The sequence below is a fragment of the Isoptericola jiangsuensis genome, assembly GCF_002563715.1.
Taxonomy (GTDB): Bacteria; Actinomycetota; Actinomycetes; order Actinomycetales; family Cellulomonadaceae; genus Isoptericola; species Isoptericola jiangsuensis.
In genome coordinates this window covers 3,345,390-3,367,982 of record NZ_PDJJ01000001.1, presented here as the reverse complement: position 1 = coordinate 3,367,982, position 22,593 = coordinate 3,345,390, and the positions used below count along the sequence as shown (strand labels likewise).

Here is a 22,593-nt window from a genome sequence, read left to right as displayed (position 1 = left end):
CCGCGCCGCCCCGTGGGAGGTGCCCGGTGACCGCCCGCCTGCTCGCGCTGCTGCGCTCGCCGTTGGTGCGCTGGGCGTTCCTCCTGCTCGCCGTCGGCCTGGCGGCCTACGCCGTCTGGGCGGTCCGCGACGACCTCGCGGACGCCGTCGCCGCGCTGCCCGTGCCGCGGCTCGCCGCCGCGCTCGCCCTCTCCCTGCTGTTCGTCGGCAGCACGCTGCTGTCGTGGCGCGCGGTCCTGGCCGACCTCGGCTCGCCCGTCGGGGGACGGGCCGCCGTCTCGATCTTCGGCATCAGCCAGCTCGGCAAGTTCGTGCCCGGCGGGGTGTGGAACGTCGTCGCGGCGGCCGAGGTCGGTGCCGACCACGGCGTCCCCCGCGCCCGCACCATGACCGCCACGGCCGTGGCCACGGGGATCGGCGTCGTGTCCGGCGCCGTCACCGGCGTGCTCGCGCTGCCGTTCCTCGCCGCCGACGCCCTCGGGTCCTGGGCGTGGGCGCTGTGGCTCCTGCCGTGCGTCGCCGTGCTCCTCCTGCCGCCCGTCCTCAACCGGCTGCTGGCCCTCGCGTTCCGGCTCGCCCGACGCTCCCCGCTCACGCCCCTGTCCTGGCGCGGCCTCGCGGCCGCCGCCGGCTGGGCGGTCGCGGGCTGGGTGTGCGCGGGCGCGCAGGTGTGGCTGCTCGCCACCGGGCTCGGCATGCCCGCGGACGCCGCGAACCTCGCGCTCACCGTCGGCGGGTACGCGCTGGCCTGGACGGTCGGGTTCCTGGTCGTCGTCGTGCCCGCGGGCGCGGGGGCACGCGAGATCGTGCTGCTGGCCGTCCTCGCGGGGCTCCTGCCCGACGCCGAGGTCCTGCTCGTCGTGCTGGTCAGCCGGGTCCTGGTCACCCTCGCCGACCTGCTCTACGCGGGGGTCGGCGCGGCGTTCCGCCACCGGGCCCGCGGCTTCGCCCCGCTCGCGCCGCACGCCTGGCTGCGCTGGGACGTCGTGCGGCGCGCCCTGCCGCGTCGCCCCTCCACCGTCCTGGAGATCGGGAGCGGGCAGGGCGCCGTGGGCATGCGCATCGCGGCGCGGCACGACTACACGGCGGTCGAGACCGACGAGACGTCGTGGCGCGTCGCGACCGGACGGATCACCGGCGTGGCGCCGGACGCCCGCGTGCTGCACGGCGACGAGTCGGTGCTCGACGCCGCCGAGCGGTTCGACGTGGTCTGCGCGTTCGAGGTCATCGAGCACGTCGACGACGACGCCGCCGCGCTCGCGGCGTGGGCGGGCCGGCTCCGCCCGGGCGGGATGCTGCTGCTGTCCACCCCGGCGTGGCCGGACCGGTTCGGCCCGTGGGACGTGCTCGCCGGCCACTACCGCCGCTACGACCCCGCCGACCTCGCCGCGCGGCTGCGTGCCGCGGGGCTCGTGGACGTCGACGTGCGCTGCTACGACGCCCCTCTCGGCTACCTGCTGGAGGCGGTGCGCAACCCGCTGGCGCGCCGCCGCGAGCGGGCCGCCACGGCCCACCGGCCCGGGCCGTCGGCCGACGGCGCCGAGCTCGCCCGGCAGACCGCCGGCAGCGGGCGCCGTCTCCAGCCGTCGTCCCGCACCGTCGGGACCCTCATCGCCGTCGGCGTCGCCCCGTTCCGGCTGTGGCAGCGGGCCCTGCCCCGGCACGGCACCGGGCTCGTCGCCGTCGCGCACGCCCCCACCGACCGCTCCACCGTCCGTACCACCGACCCCGTTGGAGGCTCACGATGGCGACGCTCCCACCCCTGACCCCGTTCGGCGCGCTGCGCTGGGACGTCACCCGGCGGCTGGTGCCGCCCGCGTCCCGCGTGCTGGAGGTGGGGTGCGGCCAGGGTGCCGTCGGGGTGCGGCTCGCCGCCGCGGGCCACGACTGGACGGGTGTCGAGCTCGACGGGGACAGCGCCGCGGTGGCCGCGGCCCGGCTGACCGCGGCGGGCCTGCCCGGCACGGTGGTGCACGGCTCGGTCGAGACCGCGGGGCTGGACGGCGGCTACGACGTGCTGTGCGCGTTCGAGGTGCTGGAGCACCTGGAGGACGACGCGGGCGCGCTGGCCTCCTGGCTCGGCCTGCTGCGCCCCGGTGGCCTCGTGCTCGTGTCGACGCCCGCCTGGCAGCGGCGGTTCGGGCCCATGGACGCGGCCGTCGGGCACCACCGGCGCTACGACCCGCCCCAGATGCGGGCCCTGCTCGCGGGCGCCGGCCTGACCGACGTCGGCGGGCGGCTCTACGGCGCGCCGCTCGGGTTCGTGCTGGAGGCGGCCCGCAACCGGGTCGCGCAGCGGCGCCTGGCGGCCGACGGCACGACGACCGCGGAGCGCACCGCCCGGTCGGGGCGGCTGTTCCAGCCGTCGTCGGCGGTGCAGGGGGCGGGCGTGGCGGCGGGGACGTGGCCGTTCCGGGTCGTCCAGCGGGCGCTGCCGCGCTCCGGCCCGGCCCTGGTGGCGTGGGGACGTGTCCCGGGGGCCATGGGGCTGGCTTGACCGCGAAACGCGCTCGCGGATAGGTCTCTCAGCGGGACCGCGGAGCGAGGGCTGCCGAGTACACGGCGTCGTATCGGGAGACGATCCGCTCCCACGTCCGACCGCTGGCCACCTCCCGACCGGCAGCGACAAGCGCGGTGCGGGCGGCCTCATCGTGCAGGAGGTCCGTCACAGCTGTCTTCCACCCGTCGACGTCGCCGGGCAGGACGAGCCGGGCCGCAGGTCTGCCGCCATCCAGCGGTGAGCACACCTCGGCCAGCGCAGGCAGGTCGCTGGCCACCACGGGGCGGCCGATCGCCATCGCCTCGACCGGCTTGAGCGGCGTCACCAGGCGGGTCACGCGGTCGGGACGGCGGGGGACGAGCACGACGTCGAGAGCGGCCAGGTAGGTCCGGGCCGTCCTGCGCGGCACTCTACCGGGCATGGTCACGAACGGGCTGATCCCGAGATCGTCCGCCAGACGCTGCAGGCCGGGCCGTGCGACTCCGTCACCCACCACCAGTGCTCCGACGTCCAGGCCCTCCGCCCGCAGCCGTGCCACGGTGTGCAGCACCATGTCCAGCCCTTCGTACCCGACGACCGACGTCACCGTCCCGATCAGAGGCCGATCGGCCAGTCCGAGGCGGGCGCGAGCTTGACCGGGGGTCACGGTGTCGAGGCCGAGGAGCGTGCTGTCGACAGCGTTGGGGACGACGGAGATGCGGGACCCGGGCACGCCTCGCGACACCAGCTCGTCGCGCATCGTCGCGCTGAGGGTGACGACGTGATCGGCGGCCAGCGCGAGCGACGTCTCCTTGGCGCGAATCAGGGCGTAGCGCTCCGACCGCGCAGCCTCCTCGCGGTCCGCTGTGCTTGAGTGGGACGCGGCCCAGGTCTCCTCCGGCAACCCGCGCACCTCGTACACCCAGGGGAGTCCCAGCCGATCCGCGGCGTCATGGGCTGCCTGGCCCGTCGTCCAGGGCGTGGTCGCATGGAGCAGGCGGGCACCCGCTGAAAGCGCGGCTGCCGCGAGCAGGTCGGCGGACTCCGTTTCCCTCCGGCGCCTGTCGAGGGGAAGGCCCCGCGGAACGAGCCGTTGATAGGCCACCTCGTCGACGACGTCCGTGTGGCGTGCGGTGGGCACACCGATCGTCAACGGGTAGCCCGGACGCGTGGTGGCCGACACGCGGAGTCCGGCCGCTCGCTGGGCGGTGAGGATCGCATGGGTCCGCAGGGTGTAGCCGCTCTGCGTGTGCGGCAACGAGTTGGTGAGGTGGTGGTGGACGGCAACGACACCTGTGCCCGTGTCACCTGTCATGACCGATCCGGGGGTGACGTCGCGGCGTGGCGGCTGGGGGGCGCGCAACATAGAGATCTCGCCCATCAGCGCCTCTCGGACCAGCCTTGTGGATCGACCGTGGGGGCGTGACTCCTGGATGGCCGTGACATCTCCGGAGGCCCAGGCAGCGCGAAGGCGGCCCGCGCGACCCCGCGTGCCGTCGCCGAGAACACGTTCAACCCGGGGAACGACGAGGGTGCTCGACCAAGGCGGAAGCCTGCGCGCTGCTTGGAGCACCAACCATGAGGGGTCGGTGCAGATCGCTCGAAACAGGTATGACGAAGTGAACCGCGCGTTGCGCGCGAGCTCGCGAACGCGCCTCATCGGCGGGCTCCGTGCGGGGCGGCGGCCTGGTGCGGCGGGACCTGATGCTCGGGGGGCCTGGAACTGGGCAGGCAAGCGGGGCACGTCGCGCTGGCCTTGTCGCCGTCGTCGTGCCGTGCCGGGGCCAAGATGTGGTCGACGAGGTCCACGTAGCGCGAACCGAGCACGTCGTCGTCGGCGTTCTCGGCGACCCAGTGCGCGGCGGCGGAAGACACCTCGGGCGGCGCCCCCTCCGCGACCCAGGTCGACCAGAGGGACATGAGTCCGTCGACATCCCCCGGCATCACGACGGCGCCCGCCCCGTTCTCTGCGACGAGGCTGGCGGCCTCGCCGGCCACGCAGGCGGTCGCAGGTCGAGCAGCCGCCATCACCTCGTACAGCTTGGACGGCACGGTCCACTCCAGCGGGGGCCAATCGCGCAGCGAGATGAGCAGGGTGTCCGCCCACGCGTACAGCTTCCGGACCTCGGCGCGCGTCACGGGGCCGCTGATACTGACCGGAGCGTCGAGCGCGGCCGCGAGGGTGCGCAGACGCTCGACGTCGGTGCCCGTCCCGACGACTCTGACGTCGACGTCGACGCCACGATCGCGGAGGCGCGCGGCCGCGCGCACCACGGTGGCGAGATCCTGGGCCCGTCCGATCGTCCCGGCGTACGCCGCTCGCAACGGGCGGTGGTGCAGCGGGCGGTCTGACGGTTGGTCCCCTCCGGACTCGTTTGCGTCCTCCGGCCGGACCGGTGTGAACGACGTGCCGTTCCGCACGACGGCGACCTGCTCCACGCCACGGCTCCTGAGGACTTCCGCGAATGTCTCGGTCGTGGTGACGACAGCATCGGCGCGGCCTTGCAGGCGACTTACCGTGCGGTGGACCGTGGCGCGCACGGTGCGGACGATGCGGCCCCGGACCGTGCGGCGGGGTTCGAGCAGGCCGGCGGGCTCGATCAGGTCCGGCCAGGCGTCGCGCATCTCGACGACGAACCGAGCGCGCAGGCCGCGCGCAAGGACCCAGGCGGCGAACATCGACGGTATTCCTGGCACTGTGCCGACGACGATGTCGGGACGCATGCTGGGGTGGCGGAAGAGGCGCAGTCCGAGTCGGATCGAGCTCCAGGCCGAGACTGCCTGGTCGATCGAACGCGATCGCAGGCTTGCCGTGTGCCGGCGGTAGCGCGTCCTGACGATCCGTTCCCCGTGGACACCTCGGGAGATCCGGCCGGGCGCGTACTCGGGGAGGCTCTCCGCGAGGTCTCCGTCCGGGTAGTGCGGCGGCGGGGCCAGGACGGAGACGTCCACACCGGCTGCGATGAGGCGTGGAGCGAGTGCGTCCCATCGCCGTTGGGGCGCATTCCGTTCCGGCGTGTAGTGGTGCGTGACCAGCAGCAGATGTCGACGCACGTTTCGGGGGGTGGTGTTGCGCATGGCGCCACTCTCGATCGATCGTCGTGCGGGACAGGTGGAGCCAGTCCCGGAAAGATCGTACGGGCAACAAGACACCGTTTCGTCACCAGCCCTTCGCAAACGTGGGTGAATCGTCGTCGCTGCGCCCACTACGATCTGCCCGTGCCCCACAGGACCTCCACCGGCCACCGAGTGCCCGACAGCCGCGACCCGGCACCTCAGAGACACGCCCGCCGTCGCCGCGGTCTGGGACCGACGGCCAAGGCGCTCGTGGGTGTGGTCTGCCTCCTCGCCCTGCTCGGAGGAGCGGGCTATGGCGCCCTGGTCTGGTTCCAGAAGAGCCTTGACGCGAACGTCGAGAAGCTGGGCGACCCTTTCGCGGAGATCACCGATCGTCCGGACCCCGCGCCGTCGGACCCCGAGGCCGAACTTGCGGACGTGAACATCCTCGTCCTCGGATCTGACTCGCGGATCTCGGCGGGAGACCCGTCACAGTGGGAAGCCGGAGCGCAGCGCACCGACGCGATCATGCTGGTGCACCTTCCGGCGGACCGGAAGTCAGCCGTGGTCGTATCGATACCCCGTGATTCATGGGTCGAGGTGCCTGGGTACGGGCAGGCCAAGATCAACGCGGCCTTCTCGTACGGCGGACCGTCGTTGATGATCCAGACCGTCGAGAACCTCACCGACGTGCGGATCGATCACTTCGTGGTGACGGACTTCGAGTCCTTCACGTCGATGACGGACGCGCTCGGCGGCGTGCAGATCCGGGTCCCTGAGGACATCGGTGACGGCGACCAGGTGTTCTTCTCGGCCGGCGTGCATCAGATGTCCGGCGAGGAGGCGCTCAAGTACACGCGCCAACGCTACGGATTGGCCAACGGCGACTTCGGGCGCGTCCAGCGGCAGCAGAACTGGATGCGCGCGATCCTGGGGAAGATCAACAACAACCGCGGCAACGTCGTGACGATGACCAAGTTCTTCGACACGGTCAGCAAGTCGGTTGCCACCGACGACGAGCTCACGATGGACCGCATGCGCGAGCTGTTCGAGAGCGCCCGCGAGGTGTCGACGAACGACGTCGTCTTCATGACGGCACCGTACGAAGGTACGGGCCGCTCGGCGGACGGCCAGTCGATCGTCGTGCTGGACGACAGGCCCTTCGGCCGGCTCATGAAGGCCATCTCGCAGGGCGAGGCGGCCGAGTTCCTCGAGAAGCACGGGGAGGAGCTCGAACTGCTTCCCGCGACCGTCAATTAAGAGGAGAATGCCTGCGCCGGTCACGCCACCCGGGCGTTCTCGGCCGCCTCTCAGGCGGCGGTGTCGAGAGCGACCACGCCGTTCGAGAACGACATGCCGGTGACGACCGTGCCGGGGAAGCGGGCGGTGACCAGACGCTGGACGTCGAGCGCGATCTTTGCGTCGGGCCGGATCTCGACCGACCCGGCCGGCAGACCCTTGGCGGCCAGGACGGACTCGATCCGGTTCTTGGCCAGGCCGAGGAGCTTGTGGGCGGGCAGGCCGCCGGCGGACGCGTCGATGTCAAGGACTGCGACGCCGCCGTCGAACCGCTCCACGCGAAGGCGGGAGCGGACTGCGGGGACGAGGCGCGTCGCCACCTTGAGTGGTCCGGGCAGGCTCCGTACCGCGCGAGCATCCGCGACGACCTCCAGGACGTCTCCCCGTCCACCCACCTCGGTGACGAAACGCGGCAGGGTCGATCCTCCGATGAGGCCGAGGGTCTTGAGGGTGTCGGCGAGGGTAAGTTCGGTGCGCACGCGCACAGGGTAGTGGATGGGACGATAAGGACAGAACCTCCTTCTCGGGCGTGGGAATAGAACTGCGCAAGCCACTGTTGCCCGGGGCAGATGAGTGCGACCTTCTCCTCCCTGACCTATCCGAACTACCGCCTGTGGTTCGGCGCTGCGCTGGTCGCCAACGTCGGCACGTGGATGCAGCGCATCGCGCAGGACTGGCTCGTGCTCACCGAGCTGACCGACGACTCGGGCGTCGCCGTCGGGATCACCACGGCCCTGCAGTTCCTGCCGTTCCTCATCATCGGCCCCTGGACGGGCCTCCTGGCCGACCGCCTCCCGCGCCGGCGCCTGCTGATGTGCACCCAGGGCGCGATGGGCCTCCTCGCCCTCGGCCTCGGCGCCCTCGTGCTGTCCGGCGCCGCCGAGCTGTGGCACGTGTACGCGTTCGCCCTCGGCCTCGGCGTCGTCACCGCGTTCGACAACCCGGTCCGGCAGACGTTCGTCGCCGAGCTCGTCCCGCCGGAGCGGCTCGCCAACGCCGTCGGCCTCAACAGCGCGTCGTTCAACGCCGCCCGCCTCGTCGGGCCCGGCACCGCCGGCCTGCTCATCGCCGCCGTCGGGTCCGGGTGGGTGTTCGTCGTCAACGGGCTCACGTTCGCCGCGACGATCGCGGCCGTCGCCCTCATGAAGCCCGCCCTGATGTGGGCCAAGCCCCGCGCACCCCGGGCCAAGGGGCAGATCCGCGAGGGCGTCCGCTACGTGCGCAGCCGGTCCGACATCGTCGTCATCATGGTCGTCATGGCCGTGGTGTCCGCGTTCGGCCTCAACTTCCAGCTCACGTCCGCGATGATGGCGCGCGTCGAGTTCGGGCGCGGCGCCGGGGAGTTCGGGCTCCTCGGCTCCGTGCTCGCGATCGGGTCGCTCACCGGCGCCCTGCTCGCCGCGCGTCGCGACCGGCCCCGGGTGCGGCTCGTCATCGGCGCCGCGTTCGCGTTCGCCGTGGCGACCGCCGTCAACGCGCTCATGCCCACCTACCTGGGCTACGTGCTCACCACCATCCCCGTCGGGCTGGCCGCCCTGACGATGATGACGGCCGCGAACTCCACCATCCAGACCTCCGTCGACCCGGTCATGCGCGGCCGGGTGATGGCGCTCTACATGATGGTGTTCCTCGGGGCGACACCGATCGGTTCGCCGGTCGTCGGCTGGGTCGGCGAGGTGTTCGGCCCCCGCTCGGCGATCCTGCTCGGGTCGGCGACGACGCTCGCCGTGGCCGTCGGCGCCACCGTGTGGGCCATGCGGAACTGGCGGGTGACGGTCCGCTACCGGCTGCGCCGCCGCCCCCACCTGGAGGTCGTCTACCTCGACGCGGCACCGGTCGAGCACGTCCGCGCCGCCTGAGCGCGGCGCTGCGGCCCACCACCACGGGACGGCCCGCCCGGCGGGTGCCGGGCGGGCCGTGCGCCGCTCAGAGCAGGTGCTCGACGACGTGGTCGACGCAGGCCGTGAGCGCCGCGACGTCGTCCGGCTCGACGGCCGGGAACATGCCGACGCGCAGCTGGTTGCGACCGAGCTTGCGGTAGGGGAAGACGTCGAGGACCCCGGCCGCGCGGAGGTGCTTCACGACGGCGTCCGCGTCCACGGCGTCGTCGAGGTCGATCGTCCCGACCACGGTGGACCGCTCCGCGGGCTCCGCGACGAACGGCGTCGCCCACTCCCGCTCCGCGGCCCAGCCGTAGAGCAGCCCGGCCGACCGCTCGCAGCGCGCCACCGACCAGTCGAGACCGCCCTGGTCGAGCAGCCACTCGACCTGGTCGGCCAGCATGACGAGCGTCGCCACGGCCGGGGTGTTGAGGGTCTGGTCGAGGCGGGAGTTCGCGGCCGCCGTGGTGAGCGACAGGAACTCCGGCACCCAGCGGTCGCCGCCGGACGCCTCGACCTGCTCGGCCCGCTCCAGCGCGGCCGGCGAGCACAGCGCGATCCACAGGCCGCCGTCGGCGCCGAACACCTTCTGCGGCGCGAAGTAGTACACGTCCGTCTCGTGCAGGTCCACGGGCAATGCCCCCGCGCCCGAGGTGGCGTCGGTGAGGACGAGGGCGTCGCCGCCGGCGGGACGTCGCACGGGCGCCATCGCACCCGTGGACGTCTCGTTGTGGGGCGTCGCGTACACGTCGACGTCGTCGGCCGGCTCGAGGTACGCGACGCCGCCGGGCGCCGCCTCGACGACCTGCGGGTCGCGGAGGAACGGCGCGCGGCGGGTGGCGGCGGCGAACTTGCCGCCGAACTCCCCGAACACGGCGTGCTGGGCGCGACGGCGCACCAGCGACGCGGTGGCGACCTCCCAGAACGCGGTCGACCCGCCGTTGCCGAGCACGACCTCGTAGCCGTCCGGCAGCGTGAACAGCTCGGCCAGCCCGGTGCGGACCCGGCGCACCACGTCCTTGACGGGCGGCTGCCGGTGCGACGTGCCCAGGACGGGCCGGGCCGGGTCGCCGGCCGCCACGAGCGCGTCCACCTGCCCGGTGCGCACCTTGGACGGGCCGGAGCCGAACCGGCCGTCCGAGGGCAGCAGCGACGCGGGGATGTGCAGGGTCATGTCGGGCTCCGTGGCTCGCGAGGAGGGGTGGGGCGGCCCGTCGCCGGGGCACGGCGAGCGGGGCACGTGCGAATAGACTAGGCCCGGGCCTCAAGACGGGAGCGGACGTGACGGACCTGATCGACACCACCGAGATGTACCTCAAGACGATCTACGAGCTCGGCGAGGAGGGCATCCCCCCGCTGCGCGCCCGGATCGCGGAGCGTCTGGGGCACTCGGGGCCGACCGTCTCCCAGACCGTGGCGCGCATGGAGCGCGACGGCCTGGTCGTGGTCACCGGCGACCGTCACCTGGAGCTCACCGGGTCGGGCCAGGCCAAGGCCACCCGCGTGATGCGCAAGCACCGGCTGGCCGAGCGGCTGCTCACCGACGTCATCAAGCTCGACTGGGAGCACGTGCACAACGAGGCGTGCCGCTGGGAGCACGTGATGAGCGACCTCGTGGAGCGCCGGCTCGTCACGCTCCTGGACCACCCGCACTACGACCCGTACGGCAACCCGATCCCGGGCCTGTCCGAGCTGGGGGAGCAGTACGAGGAGGTGCCCTTCCTCGACGGCGTGCAGTCGCTCCCGACGTTCCTGGCCGGGCAGCCCGACGGCGGCACGATCGTGCTGCAGCGCATCGCGGAGCCGGTGCAGGTCGACGACGAGTTCCTCGCGCGGCTGGCGGGCGTGGGCCTGCTCCCGGGCGTGCGGATCACCGCGGAGCGCTCCGGCAACGACTTCGTGGTGCAGCCGGAGGACGGGGACGAGGCGCTCGAGCTGCCCGAGGACCTGGCCAAGCACCTGTTCGTCGCCCGCGTCTGAACCCTGGTGGGGGCGTCGCGGCGCCCGGTCCGGTCCCGCCGGGCACCGGCGTGACCGGAACGTGACATCGCACCCGGGTTCCGGTACGGTCGGACTCGCTCGCCCGGGTGTCCTGGGCGGGTGCCGGGTCGGACGCCGAGTCCTGCCACCGTCCCGGTTCCCACGGATGACCGTACGGCAGGAGCGGGGGACCCAATTCTGGGCATCGGAGACGGTGTCCTCGGGGTGAAGCCGGACAGGACGTGAGTCCTGGAAGGCCGGGTGCATCTCCCACCCGAACCCGACAGCTGACCTCGTAGGCGACCGGAGGGGTACACCGTGACTGCTCGCACCACGCTCGGCAAGCACCGCGCCGCACGCCGTCCGCTGATGGCCGCGCCGACCGCTGCCGCCGCCGGCCGTCGGGTCGCCGTCGTCGCCACCGCCGGTGGCCTCCTGGTCTCGACCATCGGTGGCGCCACCGCCGCGCACGCCGCGCCGGTCGATGCGGACGCCGCCAAGAAGCTCAGCACCGTGGACCTGGGTGCGCTGACCGACCAGGCCCGCGAGGCCCTGGAGTCGGCTCCGGTCGTGACGGTCGACGCGGACGCGAAGGTCGACGTCGAGAAGATCACGCCGAGGATCGCCAAGAAGGCGGAGATCAAGGCGGCCCCGGAGCCCGAGCCCGTCGTCGAGCGCACGGTCGCCCCGTCGCGCTCCGCCGAGCGCACCGAGGTCTCCTCCTCCACCGAGACGTCGACCGAGGCCTCCTCGGTCCCGGCCTCCGCCGTCGGCTCGTCGGTGATCTCCGTGGCGTCGCGCTACGTGGGCGTCCCCTACGTCTCGGGCGGCACCACCCCCTCGGGCTTCGACTGCTCGGGCTTCACCCAGTACGTCTTCGCGCAGGTCGGCATCTCGCTGCCGCGCTCCTCCTCGGACCAGCGCTACGCCGGCACCGTCGTGTCGCGTGCCGCCGCGCAGCCGGGCGACCTCATCTGGACCCCGGGCCACATCGCGATCTACGCGGGCGGCAACACGCAGATCGACGCGCCCCGCCCGGGCAAGACGATCCAGTTCCGCAGCATCTGGCAGTCCAACCCGACGTTCATCCGCGTCGGCTGAGACGGCCCGCCCCGGCCTTCGGAGGCCCGGTCCGCACCACGGTGCGGACCGGGCCTCCGGCCGTTGCCGGCGCGTCGTCGCAGGGCGCTCGGCCGCGGCCTGCCGGTGCTGGTGAGCGGCCTCCGACGCCCCGCTGACGGCCGCGCGAACGACGCGTCACGAGGTCGTGATCGAAACGTGACATCAGCCCGTCGATCCGATACGGTTCATCCGTCGGCGGAGCACTCCGCCGACCCTCGACCGGACGCCGAGTCCTGCCACCGGTCGGGGAGCCGGAACCCATGGCAGGAGCGGGGGACCCAATTCTGGGCATCGGAGACGGTGTCCTCGGGGTGAAGCCGGACAGGACGAGAGTCCTGGAAGGCCGGGTGATTCTCCCACCCGAACCCGACAGCTGACCTCGTAGGCGACGGGAGAGGAACACTGTTGAACGCACGCACCACCCTGCGCGGACGGCATCGCGCCGCACGCCGTCCCCTGATGGCTGCTCCCTCGGGCGCGGCCGGCCGTCGGGTCGCCGTCGTCGCCACCGCCGGTGGCCTCCTGGTCTCGACCATCGGTGGCGCCACCGCCGCGCACGCCGCGCCGGTCGACTCCGACGCCGCCAAGAAGCTCAGCACCGTGGACCTGGGTGCGCTGACCGACCAGGCCCGCGAGGCCCTGGAGTCGGCTCCGGTCGTGACGGTCGACGCGGACGCGAAGGTCGACGTCGAGAAGATCACGCCGAAGATCGCCAAGAAGGCGGAGATCAAGGCGGCCCCGGAGCCCGAGCCCGTCGTCGAGCGCACGGTCGCCCCGTCGCGCTCCGCCGAGCGCACCGAGGTCTCCACCTCGTCGTCGTCCACCGAGACCGCGACCCCCGTCGCCTCGAACGGCTCCCGTGGCGCGCAGGCCGTGTCCATCGCGGCGCGCTACATCGGCGTGAAGTACGTCGTGGGCGGCGCCTCGCCGTCGGGCTTCGACTGCTCGGGTCTGGTCACCTACGCCTACGCCCAGCTCGGCGTCTCCCTGCCCCGGTCGTCCAGCGCGATCCGCACCGCGAGCAACGTCGCGGTCGTGTCCCAGGCGGAGGCCCAGCCGGGCGACCTCATCTGGTCCCCGGGCCACATCTCGATCTACGCCGGTGGCGGCCAGCAGGTCGAGGCCACGCGCCCCGGCGGCTGGATCGTCCGCCAGTCGAGCCTCTGGCAGTCCAGCCCGGTCTTCCTCCGGGTCCTCGGCTGACCGTCGCGTCACTCCGACGAACGCCCCGGCACCTCCACGGTGCCAGGGCGTTCGTCGTCCCGCCGACCGCGTGCTTTGCTACGCCTTTCGCCCTGCTTTCGCTACCCTTGAAGCAGGAATGACGGACGTCGAGGTCCGGTCACGACGGGAGGCGCGAGATGACACGTCCTGAGGTGGTTCTGGTCGGGGTCGACGGATCCCCTGCGAGCCTGCACGCCCTCGACTGGGCCGCGGCGTACGCGGAACGCGTCGGCTGGGGCGTGCACGTGGTCTGCAGCTACTCGCTGCCGTCGTTCACCGCCGCCTCCCTCGACGGCGGCTACGCGGCCCTCGACGACACCGCCATCGCGGAGGGCGCGAAGGCCGTCCTCGCGGAGGCGGAGGCGCGCCTGGCGGGCCGTGCCGTCGCCGTGCAGGGCACGGTCGCGACCGGCGACGCCGCCGGGGTGCTGGTCGAGCTGTCCGCCGAGCACAGCCTGGCCGTCGTGGGGACGCGCGGGCGCGGCGGCTTTACGGAGCGACTCCTGGGGACGGTGTCGTCCGCGCTGCCGGCGCACGCCCACTGCCCCACGGTCGTGGTGCCGTACCGGGGCGGTGCGGACGACCCCGACCGCCGTGACGCCGACTCGGTGCACGACGTGCACCGGATCGTCGTGGGGGTGGACGGGTCGCCGTCGGCGGAGGTCGCCCTGCGGCACGCGGTGCGGCAGGCGGAGACCTGGGGTGCGGAGCTCGTCGCGGTCGCCGGGGTGCCGCTCGGCACGGGTGCCGGGATGCTGGCCTGGCTGCCGTCCCAGATCGACCACGAGCAGGTGCTGGACGACGTCAAGGCCGGGCTCGACGTCATCGTCGACCGCGTCGCGGCGGACCACCCCGGGCTGACCATCAAGCGGCACGTCCTGGACGGTTCCGGGGCGGAGCTGCTCACGGAGTTCTCGACGGCCGCCGACCTCATCGTCGTGGGGTCGCGAGGCCGGGGCGGGTTCCGGGGCCTGCTGCTGGGTTCGACGAGCCAGGCGGTGCTCCACCACGCGAAGTGCCCGGTGCTGGTCGTGACCCGCAAGTGCGACAAGGAGCTCCAGGAGGAGTCCGCCGCCTGACCCAGCCCCGCTGCGGGCAGGAGATCTGCGGTGCGAAGGCCTCGCCCGACGGCGGATCTCCTGCCCACAGCGGGGCCGGGGGTGGAGCGGTCAGTGCCGGGTGCGGTACAGGTGCATGGTGATCGGCGCGAAGATCGCGGTCATCACCACGGCGGAGACGAGGACGGTGACGATCTCCCCGGTGCTCGCGACGCCCGCCATGAGACCACGGACCGCGGTGACGAGGTGGGAGACCGGGTTGAGCTCGACGAACCGCTGCAGGCCCGACGGCATGGTGGACGGGTCCACGAAGATGTTCGACGCGAACGTCAGCGGCATGAGGACCATCATCGACACCCCCATGACGGCGTTCGGGGTGCGCAGCAGCAGCCCGAGGATGGTGAAGATCCAGCTCAGCGCGAAGGCGAACACGAGCAGCAGCGCGACGCCCGCGACGACGCCGACCACGCCGCCGTCGGGCCGGAACCCGAGGACGAGGCCGAGCCCGATGCACATGACCGACGCGATCGAGTAGCGCACCGTGTCGCCGAGCAGGGCGCCGACGATGGGTGCCGGACGCCAGATCGGCAGGGACCGGAACCGGTCGAACACGCCCTTGGTGATGTCGGTGTTGAGCGTGTAGCCCGTGTACACGGTGACGATGACGATGGTCTGCACGAGGATGCCCGGCAGCAGGAACTGGATGTAGGCCTGCGTCGACCCGGCCAGCGCCCCGCCGAACAGGTACGTGAACATCAGCGTGAAGATGACGGGGGAGACGAGCACGTCGAAGAGCTGCTCGGGGACGTGCTTGATCTTGAGCAGGGCCCGCCAGGCGAACGTCAGCGAGCAGGACACGGCGCCGGGCCGCGGCGGGCGCGCCTCGAGGGCGACGGCGTCGCGCAGGGTGGTGGTGCTGAGGTCGGCGGTGGTCATCGGGAGACCTCCTCGGCGGCGGGTTCGGCGTCCGGGTCGTCGACGGGCAGGGGCTTGCCCGTCAGGGTGAGGAAGACCTCGTCGAGGCTCGGCTGGCCGAGCGCGAGCTCGGGGACGGCGATGCCGGCCTCGCCGAGGGCGGGCAGGACCTGCGCCACGAGGTGCGCGCCGTCGTCGGGGACGCGGGCGCTCAGGGCGTACGGGTCGGTGGGGAGGGTCGGGCGGGTGCCGAGGGTGCGGGCGAGGATGTCGGCGGCCTCGGCCCGGCGGGACGAGTCGGCGAGGCGGAGGTCGACGGTGCCCTGCCCGACGGACCGTTTGAGCTCCGTCGGCGTGCCCTCCGCGACGAGGCGGCCCGCGTCGATGACGCCGATGCGGTCGGCGAGCTGGTCGGCCTCCTCCAGGTACTGCGTGGTGAGCAGGACGGTCGCGCCGTCGTCGACGAGGACGCGGACGATGTCCCACACCTGGTTGCGGGAGCGGGGGTCGAGGCCGGTGGTCGGCTCGTCGAGGAACAGCACGCGCGGGGACAGCACGAGGGAGGCGGCGAGGTCGATGCGGCGCCGCATCCCGCCGGAGTAGGTCTTGACCTGGCGGGAGCCTGCGTCGGTGAGGCTGAACGCCTCGAGCAGGTCGGCGACGCGGCCCTTCGCGGCGCTGCCGCGGAACCCGTACAGCCGGGCCAGCATGAGCAGGTTCTCCGTGCCGGTGAGGTCCTCGTCCACGGACGCGTACTGGCCGGTGAGACCCACGGCGGCGCGGACGGCGTCGGCCTCGGCGACGACGTCGTGCCCGAGCACGCGCGCGGTGCCGGCGTCGGCGCGCAGCAGCGTGGCGAGCATCCGCACGACCGTCGTCTTGCCGGCGCCGTTGGGGCCGAGCAGCCCGTAGACGCTGCCCGCGGGGACGGCGAGGTCGACGCCGTCGACGGCCCGGGTGGTCTTCTTGCCGGAGGTGAAGTGCTTGACGAGGCCGGTGGCCTCGACCGCGAGGGGCGGTCCGCCCGTGGCGTCGCTCATGGGATCTCCTCGATGATGTCCGTCCAACCTAGAACGTAGGACGGCCCACCGACAGGCTTTTCATCGGTCCCGCAGCACGGCCCGGACGAGATCGAGGATCGCGGCGTCGTCCAGACCGTCGGCCCGGGCCCGGTCCACCAGGGCGCGGACCGACCGGACCAGGGCGCCGTGCCCGGCGTCGGGGGTGCCGGCCACGACGGTCCCGGTGCGGCGGCGGGAGACGACGACCCCCGACTGCTCGAGCTCGCGGTAGGCACGCTGCACGGTGCCGACGGCGATCCCCAGGTCGTGGGCCAGGGTGCGGGACGCGGGCAGCCGGTCCCCGGGCGCGAGGTCCCCGACGGCGACCAGCCCGGCGACCTGGCTCCGGATCTGCTCGTAGACGGGGGTGGGGGAGCGCAGGTCGACGCGGATCCCGGTCACCGGGTCTCCGTGGTCGTCGGGGTGGGCGCGGTGCGTGGCTCGCGTCGTCGTGCGGCGCCGACGGCGGTCACCGCGGCGACGGCTGATCCGACGGCGACGAGCAGCGCCATGACGAGTGCGGCGGTGCCGAGCGTGGTCAGGGCGGGGTCGGTCGACGTCTGCCAGAGGTCGTCGACGGCGTAGTGGGCGGTTCCCGCGTTCCGGGCTGCCCCTCCGGCGGTGGCGAGCACGACGGCGGCCGCACCGCCGACGCAGAGCTGCAGCACCGCGAGCAGCCGTGCCGTGGAGGCGCGCCGCAGGACGTCGTCCTCGGCGTGCCCGAGCCCTTCCAGGGGGGCCCGACGGGCGACGACGCCCAGCGTGACGGCCGCGGCGACGAGCGCGACGGCGAGGCCGAGGAGCATCGGCACCCCGTAGGGCCAGCCGGGGTACGGTCCCGCGGCGCCGGACACCGTGCCACCGCCGGGCAGGGGGCGCTCGGGCGAGGCGACGGTGGTGCTGTCGGTGGCGGTGAGCCCGGTGACGACCAGGACGACGACGAGCAGGGCGGCGGTGGCGAGGAGCAGCAGGAGCCGCCACCCGGCGAGCTCGCGGACCGTCCGGCGGGTCAGCGGCGCGGTGCGGACCGTCCCGCGCGGTCGGGGCCAGGTGAGCTCGCCCGCGACGCGGACGAGGCAGGCGGCGACGGCGACGGCGAACGGACCGGCCGCGAGCAGGGCGCCCGGTGCCGGGGGTGCCGGGAGGTACGACGCGGTCCAGGTGACCGGCAGGGAGAGGACGCCGACGGCGGTGAGCAGCGCGGCGAGGACGGTGGTGAGGGTGATGAGGGTGTCGTGCCGGCGGGCGGCGCGCACGGGTTCGGCGTCGTGCCGTCCCGTCGTGGCGAGCACGACCCCGGCGACGAGGGCGGGGACGACGACGACCAGCCCGAGCAGCACGACGACGGCGAACGCGGCCATCGCTCCTCCAGTTCATTGAACCAATGTGTTGACTCAATGAACCATAGCCAGGGGATCGGAGGACGGCAACCCCGCGGGCTATCGTGGCGCCATGACCCTCACCGGCGCCGCCGAGCGCACCCCCGCCGCGACGTCGGCGCGCCTCAACACCGCGTACCTCGCGCACTGGGTCACCACCCAGGCCGCCCGCCACCGGGTCCCGGGCGTGCAGTTCGCCGTCGCCGTCGACGACGAGGTGGTGCTCGACGGCGCGTGGGGCGTCACCGACCTCACGTCCGGCACCCCGCTGCGCCCCGACCACGTGTTCCGTGTGGCCTCCCACTCCAAGACCTTCACGGCCACCGCCGTCGCCCGCCTCGTCGACGCCGGGGAGCTGCGCTGGGACGACCCGCTCGGCCGGCACGTCCCCGAGCTCGGTCGCACCAGCGTCGGCGAGATCACCGTCCGCGAGGCCCTCGGCCACTCCGGCGGCCTGCTGCGCGACGGCCGCGACGCCGACCACTGGCAGCTCGCCCTGCCGTTCCCCGACCGGGCGGCGCTGCTCGACGCCGTCCTCACCGACGGCGAGGTCCTCGGCCGCGGCGAGGCCTTCAAGTACTCCAACCTGGCCTACGGCCTGCTCGGGCTCGTCGTCGAGGCCGTCACCGGGGAGCGGTACGACGACCACGTGCGGCGCGAGCTGCTCGAACCCCTCGGCCTGGCCGACACCACCGCCGAGCTCGACGAGACCGTCGCGCGCCGCGCGGTCGTCGGCCACAGCGCCCCCGCACCCGCCGCGCCCGGCCTGCCCGTGGTGTTCGCCGACGGCCGTCTCCCCGTCGCCGCGACCACCACCGGCGCCCTCGCCGCCGCCACCGGGTTCTGCTCCACGGCGCGGGACCTGGTGCGCTGGGCCATGGCGCACTGCGACGGGTCGACGCTGCTGCGCCCCGAGACCCGTCGCCTGCTCCAGCGGGAGGAGTCCGTGATCGAGCGGCCGCACGCGCCGCGCCGCGGCTACGGCCTCGGGTTCGAGCTGCGCGACCTCGACGGTCGTCGGCTCGTCGGCCACTCCGGCGGGTTCCCCGGACAGATCACCCGGACGTGGTTCGACCCGTCCGCCCGGGTCGCGGTGTCGGTGCTGACCAACGCGGTCGACGGCCCCGCCGACACGATCGCCACGGGCCTGTTCGCCCTCGTGGTCGCCGCGCTCGACGCCGGTCCCGCGACCCGGGACGACGGCACGGCCACCGGTCGGGACGACGACGGGTTCGCCGACCTCGACCGCTGGACCGGCCGGTTCGCCAACCTGTGGGGCACGACCGACGTCGTCCGGCTCGGCCACCACCTCTGGCTCGTCGACCCGCGCCGCGCCGACCCGTTCGACGGGGCGGAGCGGCTGCGGGTCGACGGCGACGTGCTGCGCCCCGAGCCGCACGCCGGGTTCGGGCCCGTCGGCGAGCCCGTGCACGTGCTGCGCGACCCGGACGGCACGCCGAGCGGCCTCGTCGTCGGCGGGATGACGTCGTGGCCCGCCGACGAGTTCGAGCGTCAGCGGCAGGCCAGCACCCGCCGCTGACACCCGGACGGGTCAGGCCGCCGCCCGCGCGGCAGCGAGCCGGGCCACGGCCAGCGCCGCGACGTCCGCCGCGTCGGCCGGCTCCAGCCGGCGGTCCACGACGGCCGCCACGACGTCCGTCGTGAGCGACCCGCCCGCCGGCACGGTCCGGACGGCGTCCCACGCCAGTGCCGGCCCCACGCCCACGTAGTCGCCGACGCGCGTGAACCACGGGTCCGGTCGCTCGGCGGTCTGGACGAGCACCAGGGTGGTCCAGGCGTCCCCGTCACGGCGGCGGACCGCCACCCAGGGCGCCGTGGAGCCGTGCACGGCCTCGCCGACGTTCCCCTCGGGGCCGATCGCGTCGGCGTCCGTGCCCGACGGCAGCCGCCAGAACATGCCCCCGTACCCGGCGCCCGGGCGGCCGTTCGTGGCGGGGCTGCCGATCGTCACGTCGGTGGCACCGGCCCGCAGCTCGCCGTCCCAGCGCAGCGCCCACGCGTCGACCTCGGGGATCGCGACGGCGGTGAGCAGGCGACGCTCGGCGAGCTGCTGCCCGCCGTGCTCGTCCAGCCAGTGCACGTCCAGGCGCAGGGTCGCCCCGGCGTCCTGCACCGACGACCCCGCGACCCGCTGCCGTCCGTGGTTCGCGAGCAGCGTGGAGCCGCGGTCCCGCACGAAGGTCCGTCCGCCCCAGTGGGTGGTGCCGTCGACGTCCGCCACCGCGGTCGAGACCCCGTAGTGGTGCCGGTGGTCGACGGGGCTCACCACCGTCATCGCTACGCCCGCCAGCGACCGCACGGGGTGCAGGAACGGCCGGGGGCTGTGCACGCCCGGCAGGTCGTCGCCGCGCGAGCAGCGGGCGAGCACCCCGCCGTCGCCGGCGTCCAGGACCCAGCCGTCGTCCGCGCCGGCCCAGCTGGGGCGGACGTCCCCGGGGGTGGTGATGGCCCGCCCCGCACGGTTGGTCGACGACACGGCGAGCCGCCGGTTGGGCGGCACCTGCCCGGTGCTGCCGCGCAGCGTCACCGCGGGGGTGACGACGTCGCCCTCGGGCTCGACGGCGAGCGGCCGGGAGTCCGCACCCCGGGCCATCCGGTCGTGCAGGAGCTGCCACGCGCGGCGTCCCAGCTCGGCCTGCGGCACGGCCGCCGTGGTGAGCGGCGGTGCGGCGTACCGGGCGAGCTCGACGTCGTCGAACCCGCACACCGAGACGTCCCCGGGCACCGCGACGCCCGTCTCGCCGAGCCGGGCCAGCAGGCCGAGGGCGACGAGGTCGTTGTAGGCGACGACGCCGGTCGCCCCGGTGGCGAGGACGGCGTCGGCGCAGCGGTAGCCCTCGTCGACGGTCGAGCCGCCCGGCACCGTCGCGACGCGCAGCCCGGGGAACCGTTCGCGGGCCTCGGCCAGGGTGGCGCGACGCTCGGCGTCGGACGCGCTCGACGGCGGTCCGGCGACGTACACGAGGTCGCGGTGCCCGAGGGCCACGAGGTGGTCGACCATGCCGCGCACGCCGCTGGCGTGGTCGACGCGCACGGTGGGGACGTCGAGGCCCGGCACCTGCCGGTTGACGAGCACCACAGGCTCCACCTGGGGGAGCAGCGCGCGCAGCGCGGCGTCGGTCCCGCGCGGGGACGCCAGGATGAGGGCGTCGCAGCGCTGCCGGGCCTCCAGGGCGACGGCGGACTCGTCGAGGGCGGCCTCGACCGTCTCCGCGACGAGCACCCGGTAGTCGTGCCCGGCGGCGGCCGACATCGCGCCGCGCAGGATCTTCTGGAACAGCGGGTTGCCGAGGTCCGGCACCACCAGGGCGACCGTGTTGGTGCGTCCCAGGGACAGGCTGCGGGCGAGCCGGCTCGGCCGGTACTCCAGGCGGTCGGCGGCCTCGCGCACCCGCCGCACGACGTCGGGGGAGACGGTGTCGTGCCCGTTCATCACGCGCGACACCGACGCGCGGGACACCCCGGCGGCGGCCGCGACCTCGTCGATGGTGGGGCCGCCCCCGCCGCGCGGCATCAGGCGTCCTTCCCGGCCACGGTGACGTGCACCGGGCCGAAGGTGGCGCCGTCGTCGGGGGCGGCGGGCACGCCGGCCGGGGCGCAGGCGAACAGCCCGACCTCCGCACCGACCCAGTGCCCGGCGACGGCCTGCCAGGCGTCGGTTCCGGCCTCGGGGGTCGTGTCGTGCCAGACGCCCGCCGGGTCCGCCCGCCACGACCACGTGACCGCGCCGTCGGCGTCGACGGCCGCGCGCAGCTCGACGGCGTCCGCGGTGACGTCGTGCCGCGCGACCGTCGTCTCGCCGGCGTCGGAGGTCCCCGCGCGCTGCACGACGGCGGCGCCCTCGTCCGTGCGCTCCAGGCCGAGCCACGCGTACTCGCGGCCCAGCACGACGAGGCCCGCGCGGGTGCCGACCGTGCCGCCCGTCAGCGTGACGGTGGTGGTCCAGGTGCTCGGCCGGCCGGGCAGCTGCTGGCACAGCACGGCGCCCTGCGCCCGCAGGTCGCCCAGCGGCGACGGCTGCGCGGCCAGGCGGAGGGTGCCGTCCCCGGGGGCGTCGGCCCAGGTGGGCACCGGGTTCGCCTGCCAGTGCCACCGGGGCGCGAGCCCCGGGACGGCGAACAGGTCGGTCCGCGCCGGCTCGGCGTGCTCACCGTCGCCCGTCGGGGTCGGGTGCATCGCGACGGGCTGGCCGCGGCCGGCCGGCGAGGCACTGGTGGCGTCGCCCGGCCCGCCCTCCAGCGGCACGCCGAGGCGCGGCCAGCCGTCGTCGTCCCAGCGCATCGGCTGCAGGTGCACGACCCGGCCGAACCGGCCCCGGTCCTGGAAGTGGAGGAACCAGTCGGTGCCGTCCGGGGTGTCGACCCAGGCGCCCTGGTGCGGCCCGTTGACGTCCGTGGTGCCCTGCTCCAGCACCACCCGGTGCTCGTACGGACCCCACACGCTGCGGGAGCGGAACACCGTCTGCCAGCCCGTCGCGACGCCGCCGGCCGGCGCGAAGATCCAGTACCAGCCGTCGCGGCGGTACAGCTTGGGGCCCTCGAGCGTGCCGAACCCGTCGAGCGCGTCGCCGTCGACGACGGTGCGGGCCGGGCCGACGACGCCTCGCAGCCCCGCGTCGACCTCGACGACGGTGAGCCGGTTCTTCACGCCGGCGCGGCTCTTCGCCCAGCCGTGCACGAGGTACGCGCGGCCGTCGTCGTCCCACAGGGGGCACGGGTCGATGAGGCCGCGACCGGGCAGCAGGCACCACGGCTCGGACCAGGGGCCGCGCGGGTCGGTGGCGGTGAGCACGAAGATGCCGTGGTCGGGGTCGGGGTAGACGATCCAGAACCGGCCGTCGTGGTGGCGCAGGCTGGGCGCCCACACGCCGGAGCCGTGACGGGGGAGCGCGTAGTGCGCGGCGGGCGGGAGCGCGGGCAGGGCGTTTGCGACGTGCTCCCAGGCCACGAGGTCGCGCGAGTGCAGCACGGGGAGGCCGGGGGCCCGGTGGAAGCTCGACGCGATCAGCCAGTAGTCCTCGCCGACGCGGATCGCGTCGGGGTCCGGCCAGTCGGCGTCGAGTATCGGGTTGGGGTACGAGGTCATGGGCCTTCCGTCACGTCGTCGGGACTTCGGGCG

19 protein-coding genes and 2 riboswitches are annotated in these 22,593 nt (G+C 74.2%); of the genes, 9 read left to right on the top strand and 10 right to left on the bottom strand.

Annotation, left to right across the window (positions count from 1 at the left end):
- The first annotated feature begins 26 nt into the window (after nucleotides 1–26).
- Together ATJ88_RS18855 and ATJ88_RS15140 are read left to right on the top strand one after the other, a co-directional pair.
- The gene (locus tag ATJ88_RS18855) at nucleotides 27–1,766 is read left to right on the top strand and encodes a methyltransferase domain-containing protein (protein ID WP_098464544.1); all 1,740 of its coding nucleotides are present in this window, start codon (nucleotides 27–29) and stop codon (nucleotides 1,764–1,766) included.
- Nucleotides 1,745–2,497, top strand: coding sequence for a class I SAM-dependent methyltransferase (locus ATJ88_RS15140; RefSeq protein WP_098464543.1), 753 nt, complete (start codon nucleotides 1,745–1,747; stop codon nucleotides 2,495–2,497). Before ATJ88_RS18855 ends, ATJ88_RS15140 begins: the two co-directional genes overlap by 22 nt.
- Before the next feature lie 28 nt (nucleotides 2,498–2,525).
- Here the strand turns inward: ATJ88_RS15140 and ATJ88_RS15135 are convergent, their stop codons facing one another.
- Nucleotides 2,526–4,139: a glycosyltransferase family 4 protein gene (locus ATJ88_RS15135; RefSeq protein WP_098464542.1), complete on the bottom strand. Its 1,614-nt coding sequence runs from the start codon at nucleotides 4,137–4,139 to the stop codon at nucleotides 2,526–2,528.
- Complete coding sequence (locus ATJ88_RS18135) at nucleotides 4,136–5,557, bottom strand: glycosyltransferase family 4 protein (protein WP_141538703.1); 1,422 nt, start codon at nucleotides 5,555–5,557, stop codon at nucleotides 4,136–4,138. Before ATJ88_RS18135 ends, ATJ88_RS15135 begins: the two co-directional genes overlap by 4 nt.
- Before the next feature lie 141 nt (nucleotides 5,558–5,698).
- On the opposite strand from ATJ88_RS18135, the gene ATJ88_RS15125 reads away from it, so the two are divergent.
- On the top strand, nucleotides 5,699–6,796 hold the full coding sequence (locus tag ATJ88_RS15125) for an LCP family protein (protein WP_245852469.1): 1,098 nt from the start codon (nucleotides 5,699–5,701) through the stop codon (nucleotides 6,794–6,796).
- 50 nt (nucleotides 6,797–6,846) lie between these two features.
- Here ATJ88_RS15125 and ATJ88_RS15120 read toward each other — a convergent pair whose 3' ends face one another.
- The gene (locus ATJ88_RS15120; protein WP_245852467.1) at nucleotides 6,847–7,314 is read right to left on the bottom strand and encodes a hypothetical protein; all 468 of its coding nucleotides are present in this window, start codon (nucleotides 7,312–7,314) and stop codon (nucleotides 6,847–6,849) included.
- Nucleotides 7,315–7,404: 90 nt separating this feature from the next.
- Here ATJ88_RS15120 and ATJ88_RS15115 point away from each other — a divergent pair, with 90 nt between their 5' ends.
- On the top strand, nucleotides 7,405–8,694 hold the full coding sequence (locus ATJ88_RS15115) for an MFS transporter (RefSeq protein WP_098464541.1): 1,290 nt from the start codon (nucleotides 7,405–7,407) through the stop codon (nucleotides 8,692–8,694).
- Between the two features lie 67 nt (nucleotides 8,695–8,761).
- Here ATJ88_RS15115 and serC read toward each other — a convergent pair whose 3' ends face one another.
- On the bottom strand, nucleotides 8,762–9,889 hold the full coding sequence (serC, locus tag ATJ88_RS15110) for a phosphoserine transaminase (protein WP_098464540.1): 1,128 nt from the start codon (nucleotides 9,887–9,889) through the stop codon (nucleotides 8,762–8,764).
- A gap of 107 nt (nucleotides 9,890–9,996) precedes the next feature.
- Between serC and ATJ88_RS15105 the strand changes: the two genes are divergently transcribed.
- From ATJ88_RS15105 to ATJ88_RS15090, 4 genes are all read left to right on the top strand, one after another.
- A complete protein-coding gene (locus tag ATJ88_RS15105; RefSeq protein ID WP_098464539.1) occupies nucleotides 9,997–10,695 on the top strand; it encodes an iron-dependent transcriptional repressor DtxR in 699 nt (232 codons plus the stop codon).
- Between the two features lie 141 nt (nucleotides 10,696–10,836).
- Nucleotides 10,837–11,011, top strand: a riboswitch (cyclic di-AMP (ydaO/yuaA leader).
- A gap of 2 nt (nucleotides 11,012–11,013) precedes the next feature.
- Nucleotides 11,014–11,796 (top strand): C40 family peptidase, encoded by a 783-nt coding sequence (locus ATJ88_RS15100; RefSeq protein ID WP_245852465.1) that lies wholly within the window; start codon nucleotides 11,014–11,016, stop codon nucleotides 11,794–11,796.
- A gap of 260 nt (nucleotides 11,797–12,056) precedes the next feature.
- Nucleotides 12,057–12,219, top strand: a riboswitch (cyclic di-AMP (ydaO/yuaA leader).
- Nucleotides 12,220–12,276: 57 nt separating this feature from the next.
- Nucleotides 12,277–13,020 carry a C40 family peptidase gene (locus ATJ88_RS15095; RefSeq protein ID WP_170023660.1) on the top strand — a complete coding sequence of 248 codons (744 nt, stop codon included), beginning with the start codon at nucleotides 12,277–12,279 and terminating at the stop codon, nucleotides 13,018–13,020.
- Between the two features lie 158 nt (nucleotides 13,021–13,178).
- A complete protein-coding gene (locus ATJ88_RS15090) occupies nucleotides 13,179–14,120 on the top strand; it encodes a universal stress protein (RefSeq protein ID WP_098464536.1) in 942 nt (313 codons plus the stop codon).
- A 90-nt stretch (nucleotides 14,121–14,210) separates the two neighbouring features.
- Here the strand turns inward: ATJ88_RS15090 and ATJ88_RS15085 are convergent, their stop codons facing one another.
- Genes ATJ88_RS15085 through ATJ88_RS15070 form a run of 4 tightly spaced genes read right to left on the bottom strand, consistent with a single transcriptional unit; the run spans nucleotide 14,211 to nucleotide 17,436 of the window.
- Nucleotides 14,211–15,035 (bottom strand): ABC transporter permease, encoded by an 825-nt coding sequence (locus ATJ88_RS15085; protein WP_098464535.1) that lies wholly within the window; start codon nucleotides 15,033–15,035, stop codon nucleotides 14,211–14,213.
- Nucleotides 15,032–16,054, bottom strand: a complete 1,023-nt coding sequence (locus ATJ88_RS15080; RefSeq protein WP_098464534.1) for an ATP-binding cassette domain-containing protein — start codon at nucleotides 16,052–16,054, stop codon at nucleotides 15,032–15,034. Before ATJ88_RS15080 ends, ATJ88_RS15085 begins: the two co-directional genes overlap by 4 nt.
- A 60-nt stretch (nucleotides 16,055–16,114) precedes the next feature.
- Nucleotides 16,115–16,477: a GntR family transcriptional regulator gene (locus ATJ88_RS18850; protein ID WP_098464533.1), complete on the bottom strand. Its 363-nt coding sequence runs from the start codon at nucleotides 16,475–16,477 to the stop codon at nucleotides 16,115–16,117.
- Nucleotides 16,474–17,436 carry a hypothetical protein gene (locus tag ATJ88_RS15070; protein WP_098464532.1) on the bottom strand — a complete coding sequence of 321 codons (963 nt, stop codon included), beginning with the start codon at nucleotides 17,434–17,436 and terminating at the stop codon, nucleotides 16,474–16,476. The genes ATJ88_RS18850 and ATJ88_RS15070 overlap by 4 nt, the downstream gene beginning before the upstream one ends.
- Nucleotides 17,437–17,527: 91 nt before the next feature.
- Between ATJ88_RS15070 and ATJ88_RS15065 the strand changes: the two genes are divergently transcribed.
- Entirely contained in the window at nucleotides 17,528–18,994 is a 1,467-nt protein-coding gene (locus tag ATJ88_RS15065; RefSeq protein WP_098464531.1) for a serine hydrolase domain-containing protein, read from the top strand.
- Between the two features lie 12 nt (nucleotides 18,995–19,006).
- On the opposite strand, the gene ATJ88_RS15060 is transcribed toward ATJ88_RS15065, so the two are convergent.
- On the bottom strand, nucleotides 19,007–20,989 hold the full coding sequence (locus ATJ88_RS15060) for a DUF6807 family protein (RefSeq protein WP_098464530.1): 1,983 nt from the start codon (nucleotides 20,987–20,989) through the stop codon (nucleotides 19,007–19,009).
- Nucleotides 20,989–22,560: a glycoside hydrolase family 43 protein gene (locus ATJ88_RS15055; protein WP_098464529.1), complete on the bottom strand. Its 1,572-nt coding sequence runs from the start codon at nucleotides 22,558–22,560 to the stop codon at nucleotides 20,989–20,991. Before ATJ88_RS15055 ends, ATJ88_RS15060 begins: the two co-directional genes overlap by 1 nt.
- Nucleotides 22,561–22,593: the final 33 nt, after the last annotated feature.